Raw genomic sequence first — 18,601 nt, 5'->3', positions numbered from 1 at the left:
TTTAGGCCTATCATATGAAATGTGGGTTTACATATATTTTTCAAGAAACCTAAAAAATTCTTTTTTAAGTTCTGAATATATGTGTCTCTGAGTTTCTATTTGATTTCTAAACTCAATATGTTTTTTTGCTAATTGTGAGTCAATTGCGTCTTCACCAATTTTGCTTTGTCCGGCTATTCGGGCTTCATGTTTTTCAATGATCTCTTGTAGATCTTCAATAACATCACCATGAAGAACAAATTCATTTTGATAATGTTCTAATTGAGCGAGTACGTCTTTATCGGTCCAACGTGTAACCAGCTCACTTAATCTGTTATTGAAAGATTTTAGCTCGTCCTTCCAAAAGGCAAGTTCAAGTTTCCACTGCTCGTGTTCGAAATGCATATTGGAGTTATATAGAATTTCTTTTTCCATAATATTATATGTGTTATTAGTTTATGCAAAGGTTTCGTTTTGTAGTGATATTTGAAATGACTTAGATCAGTCTTTAAAAACTTGTGTCAATGATTTTCTACAGTGATTTTATCTTTTGATGACAACTCTTTTTTAATCTCTAATCATTTCAATCTTTACTATGGTTAATTGATCTAATATTTTGTGACTATTAGAGTACATTCTCCAGTGCGTGAATAATTTTAATGATCGAATCTTACGGAATTAGTCAACCACTTAAGAACAATGCCAGATATGGAAAAATGGTTATTTTAAATATTTGCCTAGAAGGCTAACGGAAGGATCTTTATTATCGATATAGAGGGTTTTGCAGGCTCGTTTCTCTATGGTGAATTAAAAAACTATATCTTGATAATGTCTGAGGGAGTTTCAACTAAAATAGTAATATCTCCTCGTAAAGCAATAGGTTGTTTCATAATCTCTGGATTATGTTGTATTAGTTTTATCCAATCATCGGTAGAAAAATCATGGTGCTCAAAATGTGATTTGTAAGACGGGTGTTCTTGATTAACCAATTCAGATACAACAAGATGTAATCGGCCTGCAAGTTCTACAATTTGCGTGCCCGTTAGCTTTGTTTTAAGGATATCAATTTCTTCGATCTTTAATCCTTCTGCTTTGGCATACGCTAAGGTTTGTTTAGCTCTTACAGATTTAGAGCTATAAAAAAGTGTTATTTGTCTATTTGATGTTGCGATCTCTCCCATGGTTTTGATGTTAAATATTATTCTTCTTTACTTTACATTCTTCTAAATAGTGCTCCAATACCTGTTTTAAAGTTTCTAGATATTCCTGCATTGCGTTCTTATCTACGTGTGGATGACCAGAAGTTGTTAAGGTCAATGGATCTTCATCTAAAGAGCGATAGAGCTCTGGATAATTTGTTTCAATATTTGTAGTAAGTTGTGTTATTTCTCTTAGTATTTTATTTAAATCTTTCATCTAATTTTTGTTTGATTAATCCTATATTTATGATTCTTGTTATTCATAGCGCAATGCATCAATTGGATTTAATTTTGCTGCTTTTCGGGCAGGAAAATATCCAAATGCAACACCTACCAAAGCTGAAAATCCAAAACCGATCAATATTGAGTATACGGCGGTTGGAATGAAGAAGCCGGTTGCTTTATAAATAATTTGATTCCCGATCACTCCAAAAATTACCCCTAAAATTCCTCCAAATAGGCTTAATACTATGGCCTCGATTAGAAATTGAGTCAAAATATCGCTTTCTCTAGCACCTATAGCTAATCGGGTACCTATTTCTCGCGTACGCTCTGTGACAGAGACCAACATAATGTTCATAATTCCAATCCCGCCAACAATAAGAGAAATACTCGCTACAGCTCCTAGTAAAATAGTTAATATACCGGTAATATTTCCTGTGATTTCTTGAAGTTCGATTTGTGTGGTAATCTCAAAATCATCGTCATCTCCATCTTTTATTTTATGTGACTCTCGTAACAACTCGGTAGTTTCTATTTCAGCATCTGCAATGTGGTCTTCACTCAATGCGCTTGCCATGATCAAATTGTAACCTCGCTGATGACCATATAATCTGTTTTGAACGGTGGTATAAGGTGCAATTACTATATCATCCATATCTTGTCCCATACCGCCAGTTCCTTCTTCTTTTAATAATCCGACTACAGTAAAAGGCACTTTGTCGAGGCGTATTTGTCTTCCAATAGGGTCTTGTCCTGGAAATAATTCTTGTCGGATCGTTTCGCCAATAACACAGTATTTTTTAGCTGTTTTTACATCTTCTTTTGTAAAGAAATTTCCTAATTCTATTTCTTTGCTCGTAATATAAAAATAGTCGTATGAGACACCATAAACAGTTGTAGACATATATCCATTTGGACCAATGGCCTGAGCTCCAATTGCTACTAAGGGAGATAATTGAGGCATCCAAACCGAGTTTTTTTGTAACATGTCAAAGTCCTTTTTATCAATAGGGCGACCCATTCTTACATTTATTCCCGCTTTATGTTCAGACTTAGTCTGTATCATCAATAAATTTGTCCCCAAACCGGATATTTGATTTTGAACTTGTAGTGTAGCTCCTTCTCCTGCGGAAATCGTCATTATCACAGCACCCACACCAATGATGATGCCGAGCATAGTCAATAAGCTTCGGGTTCTATTTTTATTAATAGAATGGAAAGCAACTTTAAATATTTTAAAAAACCTTCTCATTAGTATATTTTTATGGTGTTACAGGTTTTTCCAATTCTTTTAGAGCGAATTCTTTAGTGCTTCTATTTTCTATAATCTTATCAGAAATTATTCGTCCGTCTCTTAAATAGATCATACGTTTCGCAAACTGTGCAATCTCGGGTTCATGAGTGATCATTACAATTGTCTTTCCTTTATTGTTCAACTGTACAAAAAGGTTGGCGATATCGATGCTGGCTTTACTATCTAAATTTCCAGTAGGCTCATCGGCCAAAATAAGGGCTGGATTATTCACTAATGCCCTGGCAATGGCAACTCGTTGTTGCTGTCCACCAGATAGTTCATTGGTTTTATGATAAATACGATCTGCTAGACCAACTTGTTCTAATGCCTTTTTGGCAATTTCTTTTGAATTTGAAAACTGCCCGGTTCTATCATAAATGAGAGGCAATTCTACATTTTCTAAGGCTGTTGTTCTAGATAATAGATTATAGCTCTGAAATATGAAACCAATTTTTTGATTTCGAACATCAGCCAATTGATTTTTGTTAAGTGAATTTACTCGAACGCCGTCTAAGTTGTATTCACCTGAAGTTGCTCGGTCTAAGCATCCAATAATATGCAATAGTGTTGATTTTCCGGAGCCCGATGCTCCCATGATTGCTACAAATTCGCCTTGTTCAATAATCATATCGACATCAGTAAGTGCCCGAACTTCAATCTCGCCGTTTTTGAATATCCGACTTAATTTTTTTGTTTCTATTACTTTTTTTGCAGGCATATGATCATTTTTTCGATTTGATTCCATTGATTACTTTACTATTTTCAAATAAAGCTGTCCCGTCCATAAATCGTTTGATTTCAGATTGTAAACCTGTTTTAATTCCAACTTCAATAAACATAAAGTCTAATTTTCCTTGTTCGTTTTCATAAAAGAAACCGTCAATATTGGAGGGTAAATTGTTTTTGAAACTTGTAGGAGTATATAATTCTTCATTATTAATTGTCGCATTAAATTGAGTTTGCAACGAATCTGGAAGTATAGTTTTTGCCTTTTCTTGGAGAACGGGTTTGATTTCTTCAAGCATAGTTTCATTAGGTCTAAATCGCAATGCTGAATTATTAATCAATAATACATTTTTGGCCGAATTTGTGATAAATTCTAAGTTAGCCGTCATTCCGGGTAACAACAAGCCATTTTTGTTATCAACATCAACAACGACTTGATAATTGACCACATTGTTAATCTCGATAGGTTGTAGTCTAATTTGACTAACAGTACCATGAAATTCATTTTCGGGATATGTCTGAACTGTAAAGCGAACTTGCATTCCGTTCTTGATATAGCCTATATCACTTTCGTCCATATCTGCCAGAATTTGCATTTTAGAAAGATCTTCAGCAATTACAAATAGGGTAGGCGTAGAAAAAGAGGCCGCTACGGTTTGCCCTTCTTCTACGCTACGTTCAATGACGGTACCATTAATAGGAGAAGTAATATGTGCATATCCCATATTAACCAAAATATTATTTACGGAGGCGGCAGACGCTTTCTTTGCACTTAAAGCTTGGTTGTAAGTAAATTTAGAGGTGTTGAATTCTTTCGTTGCAATTACACCTTTTTCAAAAAGCGTTTTATTTCGCTCATATTCATCTTTGGCTTGCGCAAGTTGTGCCTCACTTACTCCCAAATTTGCTTGTGCACTAGTAAGATTGGTACTTAGTAGCTTTAGATCCATTTCTGCTAAAATTTGTCCTGCAGTTACTTTGTCATTATAATCCACATTTATTTTTTTGATAGTCCCTGAAATTTGGGTTCCTATCTCTACAGTATTTATAGCTTCAACTGTACCTGTACTTGAAACATCTGCTTCAATATTTCCTTTTTGTAATGAGGTGAAGGTATAATCAAGTTTTTTGGACTCTAATTTTGGCATAACATAAAAATAGCCTATTGCCGCAATTGCTATAACTAGTAGTATTAACCATCTGTACTTTTTCATTGTATTCAACTTTGTAATGGCAAATCTATGTAGTTGCGTGGATTATTCTTATGATATAGGTCAGTGTTTGGAATTAGTTGCCAAAAAAAAAATCGCACTTAATGCAACATATGCTGTTACAATAAATGCGATGGGTAAAAGTGAATTTGAATAGGTTATTTAGAAAGAAGGTTAAGCTGGCGCACTAATTCTTCTCCATCAATTATGTGTTCTGTAATAGTAAAAACTTCCTTTCTGTTTTTTCTGAAGTCTTTTACAAATTGAGCGAGTCCATCTTCTAGATTGGCATGTTCCTCTCTAAATTTATGTGAATCGTAAGCAAACGGATTATCCATCAGCTCTGCAAGATGCATTAAATGTTTTGTTGTTTTTTCCAATAATGAAGCACATTGTTTATCCACTTTAAGCAAGTTTACTTCAATTTCCTGCACCCTATCAATATTCTCTCTCTTTGAGAGATATAGAAAATATTTGTCGATTAGATGATGTAGAAATGTTAGATCATCTTTATAGAATAAGAGATCTGACTTCCAATGTTCTGTTAGAACATATAGTTTTGACCAATCGGCTTCTAGAATGTAATCATCTTTTGGCCTATTTCTGAATTCGTTCATATTTAGATTTATTTATTACGTTGTTATGAGTTTGGTTCAGCCATGGCAATAACCTGCCCAACCGTTGCCGATTCACCTCTTTTTACTTTTATTTCTTTAAGTGTTCCTGAAAAAGGTGCTGCTACTTCATAGGCTACTTTTTCAGTCTGTACTTCGACGAGTGTTTCTCCTTCTTCAAAAGAATCCCCGGGTTCTTTATACCAGAGTACTATAGAACTTTCGGTTCCTTCTCCTAATTCTTCAGGAAGAACTATTTCTTTCAGCTTTGACATATTAAACTATTTTCATGTTTGTTACTGCGGCTACGATGTCTTTGGCATCTGGGATCACGTAATGTTCCATCACGCGGCTATACGGAATTGGAACATCTGGGATAGCTAATCTTACTATGGGAGCTTTTAAGTAATGAAACCCTTCCGAAGCAACTATTGCACTTATTTCGGCGGTAATTCCGTAGGAATAATAATCTTCATCGACTACCAACAAGCGTCCCGTTTTCTCAACCGATTTTAAAATGGTTTTCTTATCAATCGGTTTTATAGAACGTAGGTCGATTACCTCAGCCTCAATTCCTAGGCCAGCTAATTCATTAGCTGCTTCTAGCGCCTTCACCGTCATCATTTGCACTCCAACGATGGTGACATCACTACCTTTTCTAACGACATTCGCTTTATCTAAAGGTATTGTGTAAGCTTCTTCCGGCACAGGTCCTAAAGAAGCATCCAACTGATCCATCCATCCAAGACCTTGTAGGGTTTTATGAAACATAAAAATAACTGGATTGTCATCGCGAATTGCTGAAATCAACATTCCTTTTATATCTTGAGGGAAAGTAGGTGCTACTACTTTTAAACCAGGCAGATGTCCGAAACTGGCATATAAGGTTTGAGAATGCTGCGCTGCATCACTATAACCGCCACCAACTGCTGTTAAGATGACAATTGGCAATTTTACATTGCCACCACTCATATACGGTATTTTAGCAATGTGATTGTAAATTTGATCCATTACTACCCCATGAAAATCAACAAACATTAACTCTACAATGGGGCGCAATCCTGCTGCTGCTGCACCAACCGAAGCTCCTATAAATCCTGTTTCAGAAATAGGGGTATCCATAATTCTTTCTCCTCCAAATTTATCGTACAGTCCTGTGGTTGAGCCAAAGATTCCTCCATATTTCCCTACATCTTCACCCATTATAAAGATGCTGCCATCTCTTTCCATTTCTTGTTCTAAAGCCTGAATCATGGCTTTGCTTCCGGTGAGTTTTTTTATTTTTTCTTTTGTTGTTTCCATCTTATACTATTTTAAATTTTTACCTGCCATTACACGGTTAATAAAACACATTCTCTAAGGCTTCTTCTGGTTTTGGATAGCTGCTTTTAATCGCAAATTCAAAAGCGCCATCTACTTCTGTATAAATTTCATTTTCAAGAGCATCAATATCTTCTGTAGTTGACAAATTGTCTTTTAGTATATATTCCTTTAACCGTTCAATAGGATCCTTTGCTCTTAAACTTGGAGCTTCTTCTTTATTGCGATATAATTCAGGATCTCCCTGAAAATGACCGAGGTAGCGATAGGTTTTAATTTCTATAATAGAGGGTCCTTCACCCTTTCTTGCTCTTTCAACAGCTTCTTTACTTACTCTGTACATCTCAAGAGGATCATTATCTTTTACCAAATAGCCTTTTATGCCATATCCTCGAGCCCTTAAGTCGTTAGATGATACACTGGTTGAAGCTTTTTGAGAAACAGAGATCCCCCAAGAATTATCTTCCACCACTAATATGAAAGGCAAGTTCCATAGTGCTGCCAAGTTCATAGACTCGTGAAAAGCTCCCGAATTGGCCGCACCTTCACCTATAAAAGCAACAGCTATATCACTGGTCCCTTTTTTCTTATTTGCTAAAGCAGCTCCTACAGCGTGAGGAATCCCAGCTCCAACAATACCACCACAGGAAAATTTCACATTGGGATCAAATAAGTGCATATGCCCGCCTTTTCCTTTTCCAAGACCTGTTTTCTTGCCATAAATTTCTGCGGTCATTTTCTTTAGATCTACACCTTTGGCTATGGCTTGGTGGTGCGGACGATGCGTAGCTGAAACCGTATCATTATTTGTTAGATGAACGATCATGCCCGCAGCAGATGGTTCCTGTCCGTTAGATAGATGCATTTCTCCCGGGATAGGGCCCGCTCCAATGTTAAATATTGGTTGTTTACCTTCTAAGTAAGCCTTTTCGATCCTTTCTTCATAATATCTTGACTTTTTCATAGCACGATACATCCAAAGAAGGTCATTAATATTTATCTTATTCATAATAGGAAATTTTAGATTATAAATGTAGATAAGGGACTTATTGTGCCAAATGACCTAGGTCATTTTATCTTTATTATTTGATATTTATGTTGTTAGCGTTCATCATAGAAACTACTTGTGGTATATTAAATAGCAGTAAATAGTGGTCATAAATGGACAATAACCCAATGCACTCGCAAGAAATAGTGGAACGTTTGTTTTCTTGAAAACAAGAGCTATCTATTTGAATCTATCGGCCAAAAAAATCCCAAGATCAGCTTTGAAATTATATTCTGCTTCTGGTCTTGGGAATTAGGTTAGCTAGTATTATATCCAGAGTATCAGTTTTATGATTTTTCTGAATTTCTCTAGTCAAAAGTCTGTTCAGCTATTTTTAAAGTAGCCCTTCTTTTTCCTAAGAAATACTATGACATAAAAATACATCATAAGCAATGTTTTAAACATGATATAAATCAGTTTACACAACTGACCGATATCATTTCTCCTTCTTTGCATGCGAGCTATTTTTACTCGAACTAATTCATAAATATTGAACGAGACAAATACAATAGTATTTAAAGCAAAACGCTTTTTTGAAGAGGTGGGCGATATTACATATTTCGCTATCCGATTCTTTAAGGAAGTATTTACAAAGCCTTTTGAATGGAGAGAGTTCATTCGGCAATGCTACTATATGGGAAATCGCTCATTTCTATTGGTAGGCGTCACGGGATTTATTCTTGGCTTAGTATTTACGTTGCAATCAAGACCCACCTTGCTTGAATTTGGAGCCGCATCTTGGATGCCTTCCATGGTGAGTATATCTATAGTTCGTGAAATTGGACCTGTTATCATTGCCCTTATTTGTGCAGGTAGGATCGGGTCGGGGATTGGTGCAGAGCTAGGTAGTATGAAAGTGACCGAACAAATTGATGCCATGGAAGTTTCAGGAACCAATCCGTTTAAATATTTGGTTGTAACCCGCATTTTAGCAACGACGCTCATGCTCCCATTACTTATTATCATGGGTGACGCAATAGCCCTTTTGGGTTCTGCGATCATTGAAAATTTAAAAGGGGAGGTTTCTTATGTATTGTACTTTAATAAAGTGTTTGATGCATTAAAATTTAGTGACGTGGTTCCTGCAACAATTAAATCGTTCTTTTTCGGTTTCGCCATTGGTTTAATAGGTTGTTATAAAGGTTATAACTGCTCTAAAGGAACGGTAGGAGTAGGGGAAGCTTCTAACGCTGCGGTAGTATATACATCTATGCTGCTCTTTGTTATCGATTTTATAGCTGTATTTCTAACTGATATATTCTTTGATATATGAAGCAACCTGTTTTAGAAATAAAAAATTTACACAAAAGCTTTGGTGATAACCACGTTTTGAATGGTTTTAGTTTACAACTGTACGAAGGGGAGAACTTGGTGATCATGGGGAAATCTGGTTCTGGCAAATCGGTTATGATAAAGTGTTTGGTTGGTTTAATGGCCGCAGATAGCGGATCGATCAGGATCCGAGATTTAGACATTACCTCTTTGGGCCAAAAAGAATTGGATGTATTGCGCACCGAAATTGGGTTTCTCTTTCAAGGAAGCGCCCTATACGATTCAATGACCGTAAGAGAAAACCTTGAATTTCCTTTGCGAAGAAATCGCGAAAAGATCAGTGGTTCTCAAACAACTGAAGAATTGGTGGTGGAAGCCCTTAAAAATGTTGGTTTATTAGATGCAATAGATCTTATGCCAGCCGAACTTTCTGGAGGAATGCAAAGACGGGTAGCGCTGGCGAGAGCGTTGATCTTAAAACCAAAGATCATCTTGTATGACGAGCCCACCACAGGGCTAGACCCAATTACTTCAAAAGAGATCATTCAACTAATGCGAAGCATTCAGAAAACGTATAAAACATCATCCTTGATCATAACGCATGATGTTGACTGTGCACGAGTGATTAGTAACAGGATGATTTTGCTTGTTGATGGGATTAATTATGCCGAAGGAACATTTCAGGAGCTTTCCACTTCCGAAGACCCAAAAATTAAAGCCTTTTTTAAAAATTGATTTATATGAAAAGCCCATTTTCAATGTATAGACAAAATGAGAAGAATGACAGGGGCGATCAATTTTCTCGTTTAACAAAGATCTTATTATGAATAAAAAATCAGCTACTCATAAAACCCGCGTCGGATTGTTTGTTGTTCTAGGCACCCTTGTCCTAGTTGCCGCATTGTATTTTATCGGAAATAGGCAACATATTTTTAGTAAAAACATAAAGGTATATGCGGTTTTTCAAAATGTCAATGGTTTACAATTAGGCAATAACGTTCGCTATTCAGGCATCAATATAGGAACCGTAGGAAAGATAGAAATGATTGATGAAGCGACGATTGTGGTACAAATGATGGTTGAAGAAAAAACGGGAGCATTTATTAGAAAAGATGCCATTGCCACTATAGGTTCTGATGGACTAGTAGGTAGTATGGTAGTTAATATTTTGCCAGGGAAAGAAAATTTACTAGCCATCACTTCTGGGGATACCATACCAACCTACAGCAAAATTGGTGCAGATGATATGCTATCAACACTCAATGTAACCAATGAGAATGCTGCATTACTTACAGCCGATTTATTAAAGATCACCAATAAAATTTTAAATGGAGAAGGTGCGTTGGGTACTTTGATCACAGATTCATTACTTTCTAAAGACATACAGTTAACACTATCGAATTTAAAACAGACCACAGAAGGTGCCAATCGATTGGTATCTACGCTGAACTACAAATTTTCACAAATTGACATGAAAGATAGTGCTGCCGGGGTTTTATTGAATGACACAGTTGTTGGAAATAAAATTGAAAGTTTGGTGTCAAACTTGGAGCTTTCAAGTGAATCTATCACGGAAACCACACAGCAACTTGAAATTTTAGTTTCCGACATGAATTCTGCGGAAAGCACCTTCAATTATCTTACAAAAGACACGAGGTTGCCCAAAACGATCGATTCAACGATGCAAGAGATAAAAGCGGCTTCGACCAAATTAAATGAAAATATGGAAGCTTTAAAGCATAACTTCCTCTTCCGAGCTTATTTTAGAAAGCAGGAGCGAGAAGCCAAAAAAAATGCTAAATCAATTAAAGATTAGAACGCATGAAAGTAGAACACTTAGAAGAACGGATATTAGATTATAAAACTTCCATTGAAACCGTAGTCACTAAAAAGACAAAATGGAAAGAGAGCACCAAACCCTTGCTGTTAAAAACACTAAAAGCCGTTGCTTCCAAATACAAGATCGGCTGGAAAGTGCAGGAACTTAATTGGATCTATAACAGTGAGGCTATTAATATTAGTTTTGAATCATTTCCCGAAGAGTTGATGGATTGCACCAACCGAATTCCCACCTTTCAGTTTATACCAGGAGGTGCCTTGGTTTTTTCGCAAACTTATAGTGGAGACGTTTACATTTTTGTGCTATATCCTGAAATAGAAGCAACGTCTACCGAAAATAATATGATAGAGTTTGGGATCATGAATCCTTCAGAAATTACCGAGAAAGTGATCATTGACAAAGTAGATGATTTTCTAAAGGAAATGATTCAGTGGGAGGTGCCAAATAAAAGAACGAAAGTAGGCTATAGCCCTTCTTAAAATTTGAAATTTTTTAGACTTTCCATTGCGGCCTCATAACCAATTTCGAAAATGGCATCTATGTTTTTTAGATTGAACATCCCGTATTGTTCAAGTTTTTTGGGAGCGATTAAAAGATCGACTTCTTTGAATTTGGAGGCACACTGACTGTCAAAACTTATATTGTAAGCCCTGTTTGCCACTTGATATGAATGTTTGAGCTGACCAACAGACATATCTTGAAGCGGATTTACATACACTCCAATAATCGTATCGCATTGACTCTTTAGGGGCTCCACAAGAAAGTTGTTTAAAACGCCGCCATCAACATATGGGATCTTATCAATAATTACGGGGGTAAATATTCCTGGGAAGGCAGCCGACGCTAGAATAGGTTTTATAAGCTCTCCTTTATGAAAAATTCGTTCCTTCCCTTCAATCAGATTGGTGGCGGAGATAAAAAGTTCTTTTTCTAGAATTTCAAAATCGTCTAATGTAAAAAACGGAAAAAAATCTTTGTAGAATTTACTGGTATCTATAAAGCCTGGTTTATTTCGGGCATATCGTGTATAATGAAAGATGGGAACCTTTTTAAAAAAATCGAAGATGGTCTGCCATGTATGACCTGCTGCAAAGAGGGCGCCTACAATTGCGCCGGCACTAGTGCCAGACAAGTGTGTTATTTCAATTTTATTTTCTTCCAGTGCTTTTAGGACGCCAATATGGGCCACTCCGCGAGCACCACCACCTGATAAAACTAAACCTGTTTTCATTGTAAAATTATCTGTCGATCTGATGCAAAGTTAACATAAGAATTTCAGCCTCATATAGCAACTATGGATTAATAATATAACCATCGAGCATTTCAATAATCCGATCAGTCTTCTCTGCAAAATCAAGATCATGTGTTACAATAAGTAATGACAGACCGTGTTCGTCACTCAATTTTTTAAAAATTGAAAAAACATTTTCAGCATTGTGACTATCTAAATTTCCTGTAGGTTCATCGCCCATAATGATAGATGGGTTATTGATAAGCGCGCGGGCAATCGCAACTCGTTGCTTTTCACCCCCAGAAATTTGAGATGCCTTTTTGTGTGCCAGATGTTCAATATTTAAGATCTTAAGTTTTTCTATAGCATCTTTTTCTATTTGAGGCAATGATTTTTCGCCTAGTTTTTTTGCAGGAAGCATTACATTTTCTAATACACTAAATTCTGAAAGCAAATAGTGAAACTGAAAAACAAAACCGATATGTTTATTTCGTATGTGGGAAAGCTCATCACTACCTTTACCCGTGATTTTTTCTCCTTGAATAAGGAGGTCGCCGTCATAATTAGTATCCATTGTAGAAAGAATATAGAGGAGCGTAGACTTTCCGCAGCCAGATTTTCCCATGATAGAGACAAACTCACCATCATCAATAGTAAAGTTGATATCTTTTAGCACATGAAAATCTACAGGCTTCTTAAAATGCTTATTAATATTTTTTGCTTCTAGTACTACCATTTTTTATTTATTGACCTCTAATTATTTCTACTGGATCTATTTTTTTAGCCTTGAGTGAGGGAAGATACCCTGCAAGAAATGTAGAGATCATTGCAAAGGAGATCCCGATAATATAATACCAACCGTTAAAATTAACCGGATAGGTTGAAATAGTTGGTAATGCGTCGGTTTCAAAAGGTACACGGTCAATCATTGCTGAAAGTAAATAGCCTAAACCAAGGCCGAGAATTCCGCCCACCAGTCCGATAATCATCGCCTGACTCAAAAATATAAATTGCACATCTTTCCCAGAAAATCCAATGGCCTTTAGGATGGCGATATCGTTCATTTTTTCATAAATAAGCATATTTAGAATATTGTAAATTCCGAAGCCAGCTACAATTAGTAAGGTAATTGAGACTGCATAAGTTATGAGGTTTCTTATAGTTGTGCCCGTTTCAAATTGTGCGTTGGCCGTTGCAATATCAACTGCTTTCAGTTGATATTGAGATGCAATGGTCTTGGCTAATTCGGGTGCATCTTCTATGTCGTGCAATTTTACATTGATATCTGTGATATAATTGTTGGTCACACCTAAGATTCGCTGAACAGTACTAAGATTTGCATAACTCTGAACATTGTCTAGATCGGCAATCCCGCTCTGATAGATCCCAACGATTTTTAAAGGGAAAATTCCATTATCAATAGTACTTATTTGAATGCGATCTCCAACATGTAGCGACATTTTTTCGGCAACACCAGACCCAAGAAAGATTCCTGAGCTGTTATTGTGTAAATCCTGAGCTGTTCCTTCTATAATATAGTCTCCAAAATTAAATAAGGCTACTTCCTTTAGTACGTCGATGCCCTTTAAATTACCTGCCAATTCTATAGGTCCTGAAATATAAAATAATTGGCTGTTTAGCTGCGGAAGTGCCCCTCTAACCTTTTCGTTTGTATTTAGTTTATTGATGAGCGGGAGTGCATTGTGTATTTTTTTCTCGGTTTGTTTTGGCTTAACAGATTGTACTATGTTTATTGCATCTTTAAAGTTTAAATACTTAGCAATTGGCTGTTTTTGTGATGGTTCTATTTCATTATAGATATGTATATGAGGCGTTTGATTTAGAATAAGGCTGTCGAGCATTTCATTGAGGCCTGTCATAAAGCTAACCAAGGTAATATAAGAACCAATCCCGAAAGTGACTCCTAAGGCCGCAATGGCCGTTTGTTTTAATTTGGTTAGTAGATGAGTTTTTGCAATCCCTAGAAGTAAACGACTGTTCATAAAGCATCGGGTTTTAGCAATATGGTTTCGGCCGTTATCCCAGAAACTATTTCTATTTGATCTTGTGTTTGCAGGCCTGTAGTTACTTCTACGACCCCAGAGGCAGTTTTAACCTTATTATTTCCGAAGAGATAATCGCGAGGAATAATAAGAACGTCTTCCTTTATTTCCACAATGATATTCCCTTCACCAGACAGACCTGGATAGAGTGTATTGGGTGCATCAGAAAAAATGGCCTCAACTTTAAAAGTCTGGTTGCGTTCATCTTTGTTTGGATAAATTTTTGTGACATGTGCTATAAAAATTTGATCTGGATAGGCATCGAGTGCAACAACTACTTTCTGTTCTTTAGAAATAGCCACAATATCGACTTCATCGACCAGCATTTCTAAGAGAAATTTGTCTTTACTTCCCACGAGTCCGAGTGGTTGCTGAGGGTTTACAACCTCCCCTGGATTTTTGAAGAGTGCATAAACTTTGCCGTTCATTTTACTGCTTATCGTGTAATCCTGCGTAGTAATGACCGAATTTTTATAAGTATTGGCGGCTTGGTTTAGCTGGGTTTGTAGTTCATTTTTGGTGCGTTCATATTTTGATTGAAGTGTAGCAACCGTATTTGTGCTAAGTTCAAATGCAAGTTGCTTTGCATCTAGTTGTGCTTTAGAGCCTATTTGTTGTTCCCAAAGATTTTTCTGTCTGTAGTAATTGATACTGTCGTTTTGCAAGTTAAGTCGTGCAGCTTTGATCTCATTTTCAATGGCGAGTAGTGCCGCGTTATTGCCGCTGTAGTTCTTTTGGGCTAGATCATAGGCAAGTCTTGCATTTTCTGAATTTAACTTAGGATTGCTGTTTGTGATCTGAAATAAAGGAGTGCCCTTTTGTACCAGAGTACCTTCAGAGACCAAATTACTTTCCAAAATACCGTTTACGCTGGCAAATACTTCATACAAACTATCGGGTTGGACGGTAACGGAAACATAGACAGATTTAGTGATGGTTCCAACGACTGGTTTTACTGTAGTTTCTTTTTTATTGCAGGCATTGAAAACAATTGCTATCGTGACGATCCATAATAATTTTTGCATTTAGTACACTTTTTCCCAAAATTGGAACAAATGCATTACAATCGAAATGATAATTGTCAGTTCGTTTAGGTTCGTCGCAACATGATAATTATCATGGTAATTATAGTGTCAACTGTATACTTTACACTCGGAAATTGGATAAACTATGAAATGGTTAGTGTTGTTTATTTTGAGTGTTATATTCGCAAACTGCGGAGTACAAGAATCAGCTCAAGTAGGGGAATTGAACCTTCAAAAACCTGTGGTTATTGGAAAGACCATGGTGCTTTGCTTGTCTCCTGTAGACGAATTTAGAACCTCTTTTGAGGTTGAAATGAAAAGAGAATTACTAGCTCATGGTGTTCATGCTGAGAATAGTTCTGATTACATCCCGAAGAGTCTCACGCAAGATAATTCAACTAAAATAGAACTTGAAAAATTAATTAAATCCTTGTCGAAAAAAGGCTTTAGCCGATTGCTTATTTCAGCTTTAACAGATATCGAACACACAAAACTTGATGCTGAAGGCTATTTCGGAGACTTCGAAATTTATCACTTTACTACAAACGTTTTTAAACTCCATGATAACGGTTCTTCTTTGGTGGGTTCTTTGTGCATTGGTTTCTATGATTATCAACTTACGTCAATTAGTGTAAATGATTTTGCACAGACTATTGTAGAAAAATTGTTTGAAAATGGGCTGATCAATTCGAATGAATCGCAGCATCTAGAAGTTTACAGTCTTTAATTTTGAAGTATAAAACAACTAAAATATAAACATAATGGGATCAAAATTTAGAAACATACTGGTTTTTTTCGGAATAATAGCGTTGCTATTAGTTGCTTTTGCCATGTGGTATCGCGCAACTTATAAGATGGAAGAAATTTCTGCATATTCGGTCAATTCAGAAGAAATGCCTAATAAAATTGCTATTGCAACTCAAGGTAGTGCCTTTAAGGAAGCCGTTGTGACCAATATCATTAATCAGTATAAAAAGGACAGTGTTTATATAAATGTTTTTGATATATCAAATTTAGCTACCTTATCATTCGATCAATATGACGTCATTATTATCATACATACTTGGGAATACGGAAATCCTCCGCAAGAAGTGAGCAATTTTATTGAAGCCCATAAGGTAGCGAAGGATAAATTGATCGTATTCTCAACTTCTGGACAAGGCACAAATAAAATAGAAGGAATCGACGCTTTATCTGGAGAATCCATACTCGAAAATGCGAGCGATTATTCAGATGCTATTATCGAGAAGGTCGAAAAAATTATTCATTGAGAATAGCAGTTATTTTTAACTGTAGATCATTTTGCTGACAGTAATTTAAAGTTCTTTATCTTCAGTCACTAAAACTGTTTTCCAAACTAATTTAACGGTAGGTAGCGCACCTCTTCCGAAAACAAACAAGAAAATACAATGGATATTTTTGAATTACTAAAAGAATGGTTCTCTAATCACCCAACCGCCACAAGTGTTTTTAAATATTTACTCTGGGTCGTTTTTGTAATAGGGGTAATTCAATTTTTCCGAAGGTTTTTAAAGAAAAAAATGCCCGAGACCTCTTCTCGATACAAGGCACAAAAAGCGATTGAGATTTTTGGATATTTCTTTATCATTATTTTGACCATTTCTTATTTTACAGGAAATATCAAGGACTTTACCTTAGCAATAGGTTTGTTTTCAGCGGGTATTGCTATAACCCTTCAAGAACTCTTTCTGAGTTTAGCCGGATCTATCTATATTTTTTTGGTTCGAGTATATTCACCCGGAGACCGAATTGAAATTAACGGAATTAAAGGTGACGTTATTGACATCGATAGTATTTATACAACTATGATGGAAATTGGGCAATGGGTAACCAGCGATAATTATAGCGGACGAATTGTTAAACTCAGTAACGCCTTTGTTTTTAAAGGTCCTGTATATAATTATTCTAAGGATTTTCCATTTATATGGGACGAACTGAATATTTTAATAAGGTATCAGTCTGATATGGATAAAGCGAAAGAGATCGTTATTTCTGTGGCTTCGGAGGTCTTAAGCAAATATACGGCCGATTCAAAAAAACAATGGGAACAAGTGGTAAACAAATTTTATGTAGAAGATGCCATTTTAGATCCTACCCTCGCTATTACACTAACCGATAATTGGGTAAAATTTAATTTGAGATATATAGTAGATTATAAAAAGCGGCGAGTTACTCAGCATTTGTTATTCGACAATATACACAATAAGATAAATGACACCGAAGGATTGGTACAGCTAGCATCAGCAACTGTTGAAGTGATTAAAATTCCTGAGATTAAAATGAGTAAGTGATTTTAGTTGAGCTGATATTTGTCATAGTTTATTTTCCGAATGATGCTTAATTTTAAGCTAATCTTATAATCAAAAATTATGACGATCAATATTCAATTTGTAAAAATGAAGACGAGCGATAGCATGTCTGAATACGTTACTAAAAAACTTCAGAAGATCTCGAAAAAGTATGATTGGGTGATCAATGTTGATGTGTTTTTCAAAATGGAAAATGACCCAACCGAAAAAGGACATATTTGCGAAATGGAAGTAAGTCTGCCGGGTCCAAAGATATTTGCAACTTCAAATGAAAAGAATTTTGAAGTGGCAGTAAAAGAGACCATAAGCGACATTGAAACGCAACTCAAAAAACGAAAAGGAAAATTTACAGACCAAAACATATCCTCCTAGATGAAAAAGATACTTATACCTATCGATTTTTCTGAACATTCAGAATATGCCTTAAAAGTTGCAGCTACCTTAGCCAAAAAGCATAATGCTTCTTTGGTTGTTCTTCACATGATGGGATTGTCGGAAGCCGTTTTAACCAAAAACGAATCCCAAGAAATGTTTGAAGCGATTTATTATATGAAATTAGCTGAAAAGCGATTTGAAGATTTCTTAGATCGCGATTATCTCAAAGGGATTTCAATTGAAACCACCGTTCAAAACTATAAAGAATTTCATGAGATCAACCAAGTTGCTCAAGAATTTGCTGTCGATCTAATCGTTATGGGATCACACGGCGCTAGCGGTGTAAAAGAAGTCTTTATAGGGTCAAACACCGAAAAGGTGGTGCGTACTTCAGATATTCCTGTACTTGTTGTAAAAAATAGCATGAAGCACTTTGAAATGGAAAGAGTTGTATTTGCGTGCGATTTTAACTTAGACTTTATAGAACCTTTTAAAAAGGCTTGGGAGTTCTTTGGTAAACTCGGAACTGAATTTCAGGTTGTATTTATTAATACACCCGAGAAATTTTTAAGCAACCAACAGATGGAGGAACGCGCATTTAAGTTTATGTTGCAGAGTGGGATAGAGAATACAGAGGTATTTGACAATATAGTGTACTATTGCGATTACCGATTGGAACACGGTATTTATAGCTTCTCTAATTCTTACGAGGCAGATCTAGTGGTAATTCCTACGCATGGGAGAAGAGGCTTGGCCCATTTCTTTTCAGAAAACATAGGTGAAGCAATTGTAAATCATAGCGATCTACCTATTATGACTTTTAAAGTGTAGATAAGCTGCGAAGTGGTCTAA

The 18,601-nt window shown here is 36.0% G+C and carries 23 protein-coding genes; 9 read left to right on the top strand and 14 right to left on the bottom strand.

Going from position 1 to position 18,601, the window contains the following annotated elements; genetic code table 11:
* Nucleotides 1-27 precede the first annotated feature (27 nt).
* From ACY2RU_RS08930 to ACY2RU_RS08885, 10 genes are all read right to left on the bottom strand, one after another.
* A complete protein-coding gene (locus ACY2RU_RS08930; protein WP_490138097.1) occupies nt 28-414 on the bottom strand; it encodes a hypothetical protein in 387 nt (128 codons plus the stop codon).
* A 380-nt stretch (nt 415-794) separates the two neighbouring features.
* Nucleotides 795-1,160, bottom strand: a complete 366-nt coding sequence (locus tag ACY2RU_RS08925; protein ID WP_490138096.1) for an arsenate reductase family protein — start codon at nt 1,158-1,160, stop codon at nt 795-797.
* Between the two features lie 10 nt (nt 1,161-1,170).
* Nucleotides 1,171-1,395, bottom strand: a complete 225-nt coding sequence (locus ACY2RU_RS08920) for a hypothetical protein (RefSeq protein WP_490138095.1) — start codon at nt 1,393-1,395, stop codon at nt 1,171-1,173.
* A gap of 39 nt (nt 1,396-1,434) precedes the next feature.
* The gene (locus ACY2RU_RS08915) at nt 1,435-2,577 is read right to left on the bottom strand and encodes an ABC transporter permease (RefSeq protein ID WP_490138094.1); all 1,143 of its coding nucleotides are present in this window, start codon (nt 2,575-2,577) and stop codon (nt 1,435-1,437) included.
* Nucleotides 2,578-2,662: 85 nt separating this feature from the next.
* Nucleotides 2,663-3,412, bottom strand: a complete 750-nt coding sequence (locus tag ACY2RU_RS08910) for an ABC transporter ATP-binding protein (RefSeq protein ID WP_490138093.1) — start codon at nt 3,410-3,412, stop codon at nt 2,663-2,665.
* 4 nt (nt 3,413-3,416) lie between these two features.
* A complete protein-coding gene (locus ACY2RU_RS08905) occupies nt 3,417-4,634 on the bottom strand; it encodes an efflux RND transporter periplasmic adaptor subunit (RefSeq protein WP_490138092.1) in 1,218 nt (405 codons plus the stop codon).
* A 155-nt stretch (nt 4,635-4,789) separates the two neighbouring features.
* Complete coding sequence (locus ACY2RU_RS08900; RefSeq protein ID WP_490138091.1) at nt 4,790-5,248, bottom strand: hypothetical protein; 459 nt, start codon at nt 5,246-5,248, stop codon at nt 4,790-4,792.
* Nucleotides 5,249-5,271: 23 nt separating this feature from the next.
* Nucleotides 5,272-5,520 (bottom strand): lipoyl domain-containing protein, encoded by a 249-nt coding sequence (locus ACY2RU_RS08895; protein ID WP_490138090.1) that lies wholly within the window; start codon nt 5,518-5,520, stop codon nt 5,272-5,274.
* A gap of 1 nt (nt 5,521) precedes the next feature.
* Entirely contained in the window at nt 5,522-6,547 is a 1,026-nt protein-coding gene (locus tag ACY2RU_RS08890) for an alpha-ketoacid dehydrogenase subunit beta (RefSeq protein WP_490138089.1), read from the bottom strand.
* Between the two features lie 37 nt (nt 6,548-6,584).
* The gene (locus ACY2RU_RS08885; RefSeq protein WP_490138088.1) at nt 6,585-7,574 is read right to left on the bottom strand and encodes a thiamine pyrophosphate-dependent dehydrogenase E1 component subunit alpha; all 990 of its coding nucleotides are present in this window, start codon (nt 7,572-7,574) and stop codon (nt 6,585-6,587) included.
* A 529-nt stretch (nt 7,575-8,103) separates the two neighbouring features.
* On the opposite strand from ACY2RU_RS08885, the gene ACY2RU_RS08880 reads away from it, so the two are divergent.
* The 4 genes from ACY2RU_RS08880 (at nt 8,104) to ACY2RU_RS08865 (ending at nt 11,204) form a co-directional block, all read left to right on the top strand.
* The gene (locus ACY2RU_RS08880; protein ID WP_490138087.1) at nt 8,104-8,886 is read left to right on the top strand and encodes an MlaE family ABC transporter permease; all 783 of its coding nucleotides are present in this window, start codon (nt 8,104-8,106) and stop codon (nt 8,884-8,886) included.
* Nucleotides 8,883-9,620, top strand: a complete 738-nt coding sequence (locus ACY2RU_RS08875) for an ABC transporter ATP-binding protein (RefSeq protein WP_490138086.1) — start codon at nt 8,883-8,885, stop codon at nt 9,618-9,620. The genes ACY2RU_RS08880 and ACY2RU_RS08875 overlap by 4 nt, the downstream gene beginning before the upstream one ends.
* An 88-nt stretch (nt 9,621-9,708) precedes the next feature.
* Nucleotides 9,709-10,701, top strand: coding sequence for an MlaD family protein (locus ACY2RU_RS08870; RefSeq protein WP_490138085.1), 993 nt, complete (start codon nt 9,709-9,711; stop codon nt 10,699-10,701).
* Between the two features lie 5 nt (nt 10,702-10,706).
* Nucleotides 10,707-11,204 (top strand): hypothetical protein, encoded by a 498-nt coding sequence (locus tag ACY2RU_RS08865; RefSeq protein WP_490138084.1) that lies wholly within the window; start codon nt 10,707-10,709, stop codon nt 11,202-11,204.
* On the opposite strand, the gene ACY2RU_RS08860 is transcribed toward ACY2RU_RS08865, so the two are convergent.
* The 4 genes from ACY2RU_RS08860 to ACY2RU_RS08845 form a co-directional block, all read right to left on the bottom strand.
* A complete protein-coding gene (locus ACY2RU_RS08860) occupies nt 11,201-11,956 on the bottom strand; it encodes a patatin-like phospholipase family protein (protein ID WP_490138083.1) in 756 nt (251 codons plus the stop codon). The genes ACY2RU_RS08865 and ACY2RU_RS08860 overlap by 4 nt on opposite strands.
* Nucleotides 11,957-12,017: 61 nt before the next feature.
* Nucleotides 12,018-12,692 carry an ABC transporter ATP-binding protein gene (locus tag ACY2RU_RS08855; RefSeq protein WP_490138082.1) on the bottom strand — a complete coding sequence of 225 codons (675 nt, stop codon included), beginning with the start codon at nt 12,690-12,692 and terminating at the stop codon, nt 12,018-12,020.
* 7 nt (nt 12,693-12,699) lie between these two features.
* A complete protein-coding gene (locus ACY2RU_RS08850; RefSeq protein ID WP_490138081.1) occupies nt 12,700-13,959 on the bottom strand; it encodes an ABC transporter permease in 1,260 nt (419 codons plus the stop codon).
* Entirely contained in the window at nt 13,956-15,044 is a 1,089-nt protein-coding gene (locus ACY2RU_RS08845; RefSeq protein WP_490138080.1) for an efflux RND transporter periplasmic adaptor subunit, read from the bottom strand. The genes ACY2RU_RS08850 and ACY2RU_RS08845 overlap by 4 nt, the downstream gene beginning before the upstream one ends.
* Before the next feature lie 145 nt (nt 15,045-15,189).
* On the opposite strand from ACY2RU_RS08845, the gene ACY2RU_RS08840 reads away from it, so the two are divergent.
* The 5 genes from ACY2RU_RS08840 (at nt 15,190) to ACY2RU_RS08820 (ending at nt 18,580) form a co-directional block, all read left to right on the top strand.
* Nucleotides 15,190-15,771: a hypothetical protein gene (locus ACY2RU_RS08840; RefSeq protein WP_490138079.1), complete on the top strand. Its 582-nt coding sequence runs from the start codon at nt 15,190-15,192 to the stop codon at nt 15,769-15,771.
* A gap of 34 nt (nt 15,772-15,805) precedes the next feature.
* Nucleotides 15,806-16,315, top strand: coding sequence for a hypothetical protein (locus ACY2RU_RS08835; RefSeq protein WP_490138078.1), 510 nt, complete (start codon nt 15,806-15,808; stop codon nt 16,313-16,315).
* Nucleotides 16,316-16,453: 138 nt separating this feature from the next.
* Nucleotides 16,454-17,356, top strand: coding sequence for a mechanosensitive ion channel family protein (locus ACY2RU_RS08830; protein ID WP_490138077.1), 903 nt, complete (start codon nt 16,454-16,456; stop codon nt 17,354-17,356).
* Nucleotides 17,357-17,434: 78 nt separating this feature from the next.
* Nucleotides 17,435-17,746 carry a ribosome hibernation-promoting factor, HPF/YfiA family gene (gene hpf / locus ACY2RU_RS08825; RefSeq protein ID WP_490138076.1) on the top strand — a complete coding sequence of 104 codons (312 nt, stop codon included), beginning with the start codon at nt 17,435-17,437 and terminating at the stop codon, nt 17,744-17,746.
* A complete protein-coding gene (locus tag ACY2RU_RS08820) occupies nt 17,747-18,580 on the top strand; it encodes a universal stress protein (protein WP_490138075.1) in 834 nt (277 codons plus the stop codon). It abuts the gene before it with no gap.
* The last annotated feature ends 21 nt before the right edge of the window (nt 18,581-18,601 follow it).

Source organism: Ulvibacter sp. 2305UL32-6, assembly GCF_058148545.1.
Note: the sequence above shows the minus strand (reverse complement) of the source record. Positions and strands in the feature narration are given on the sequence as shown.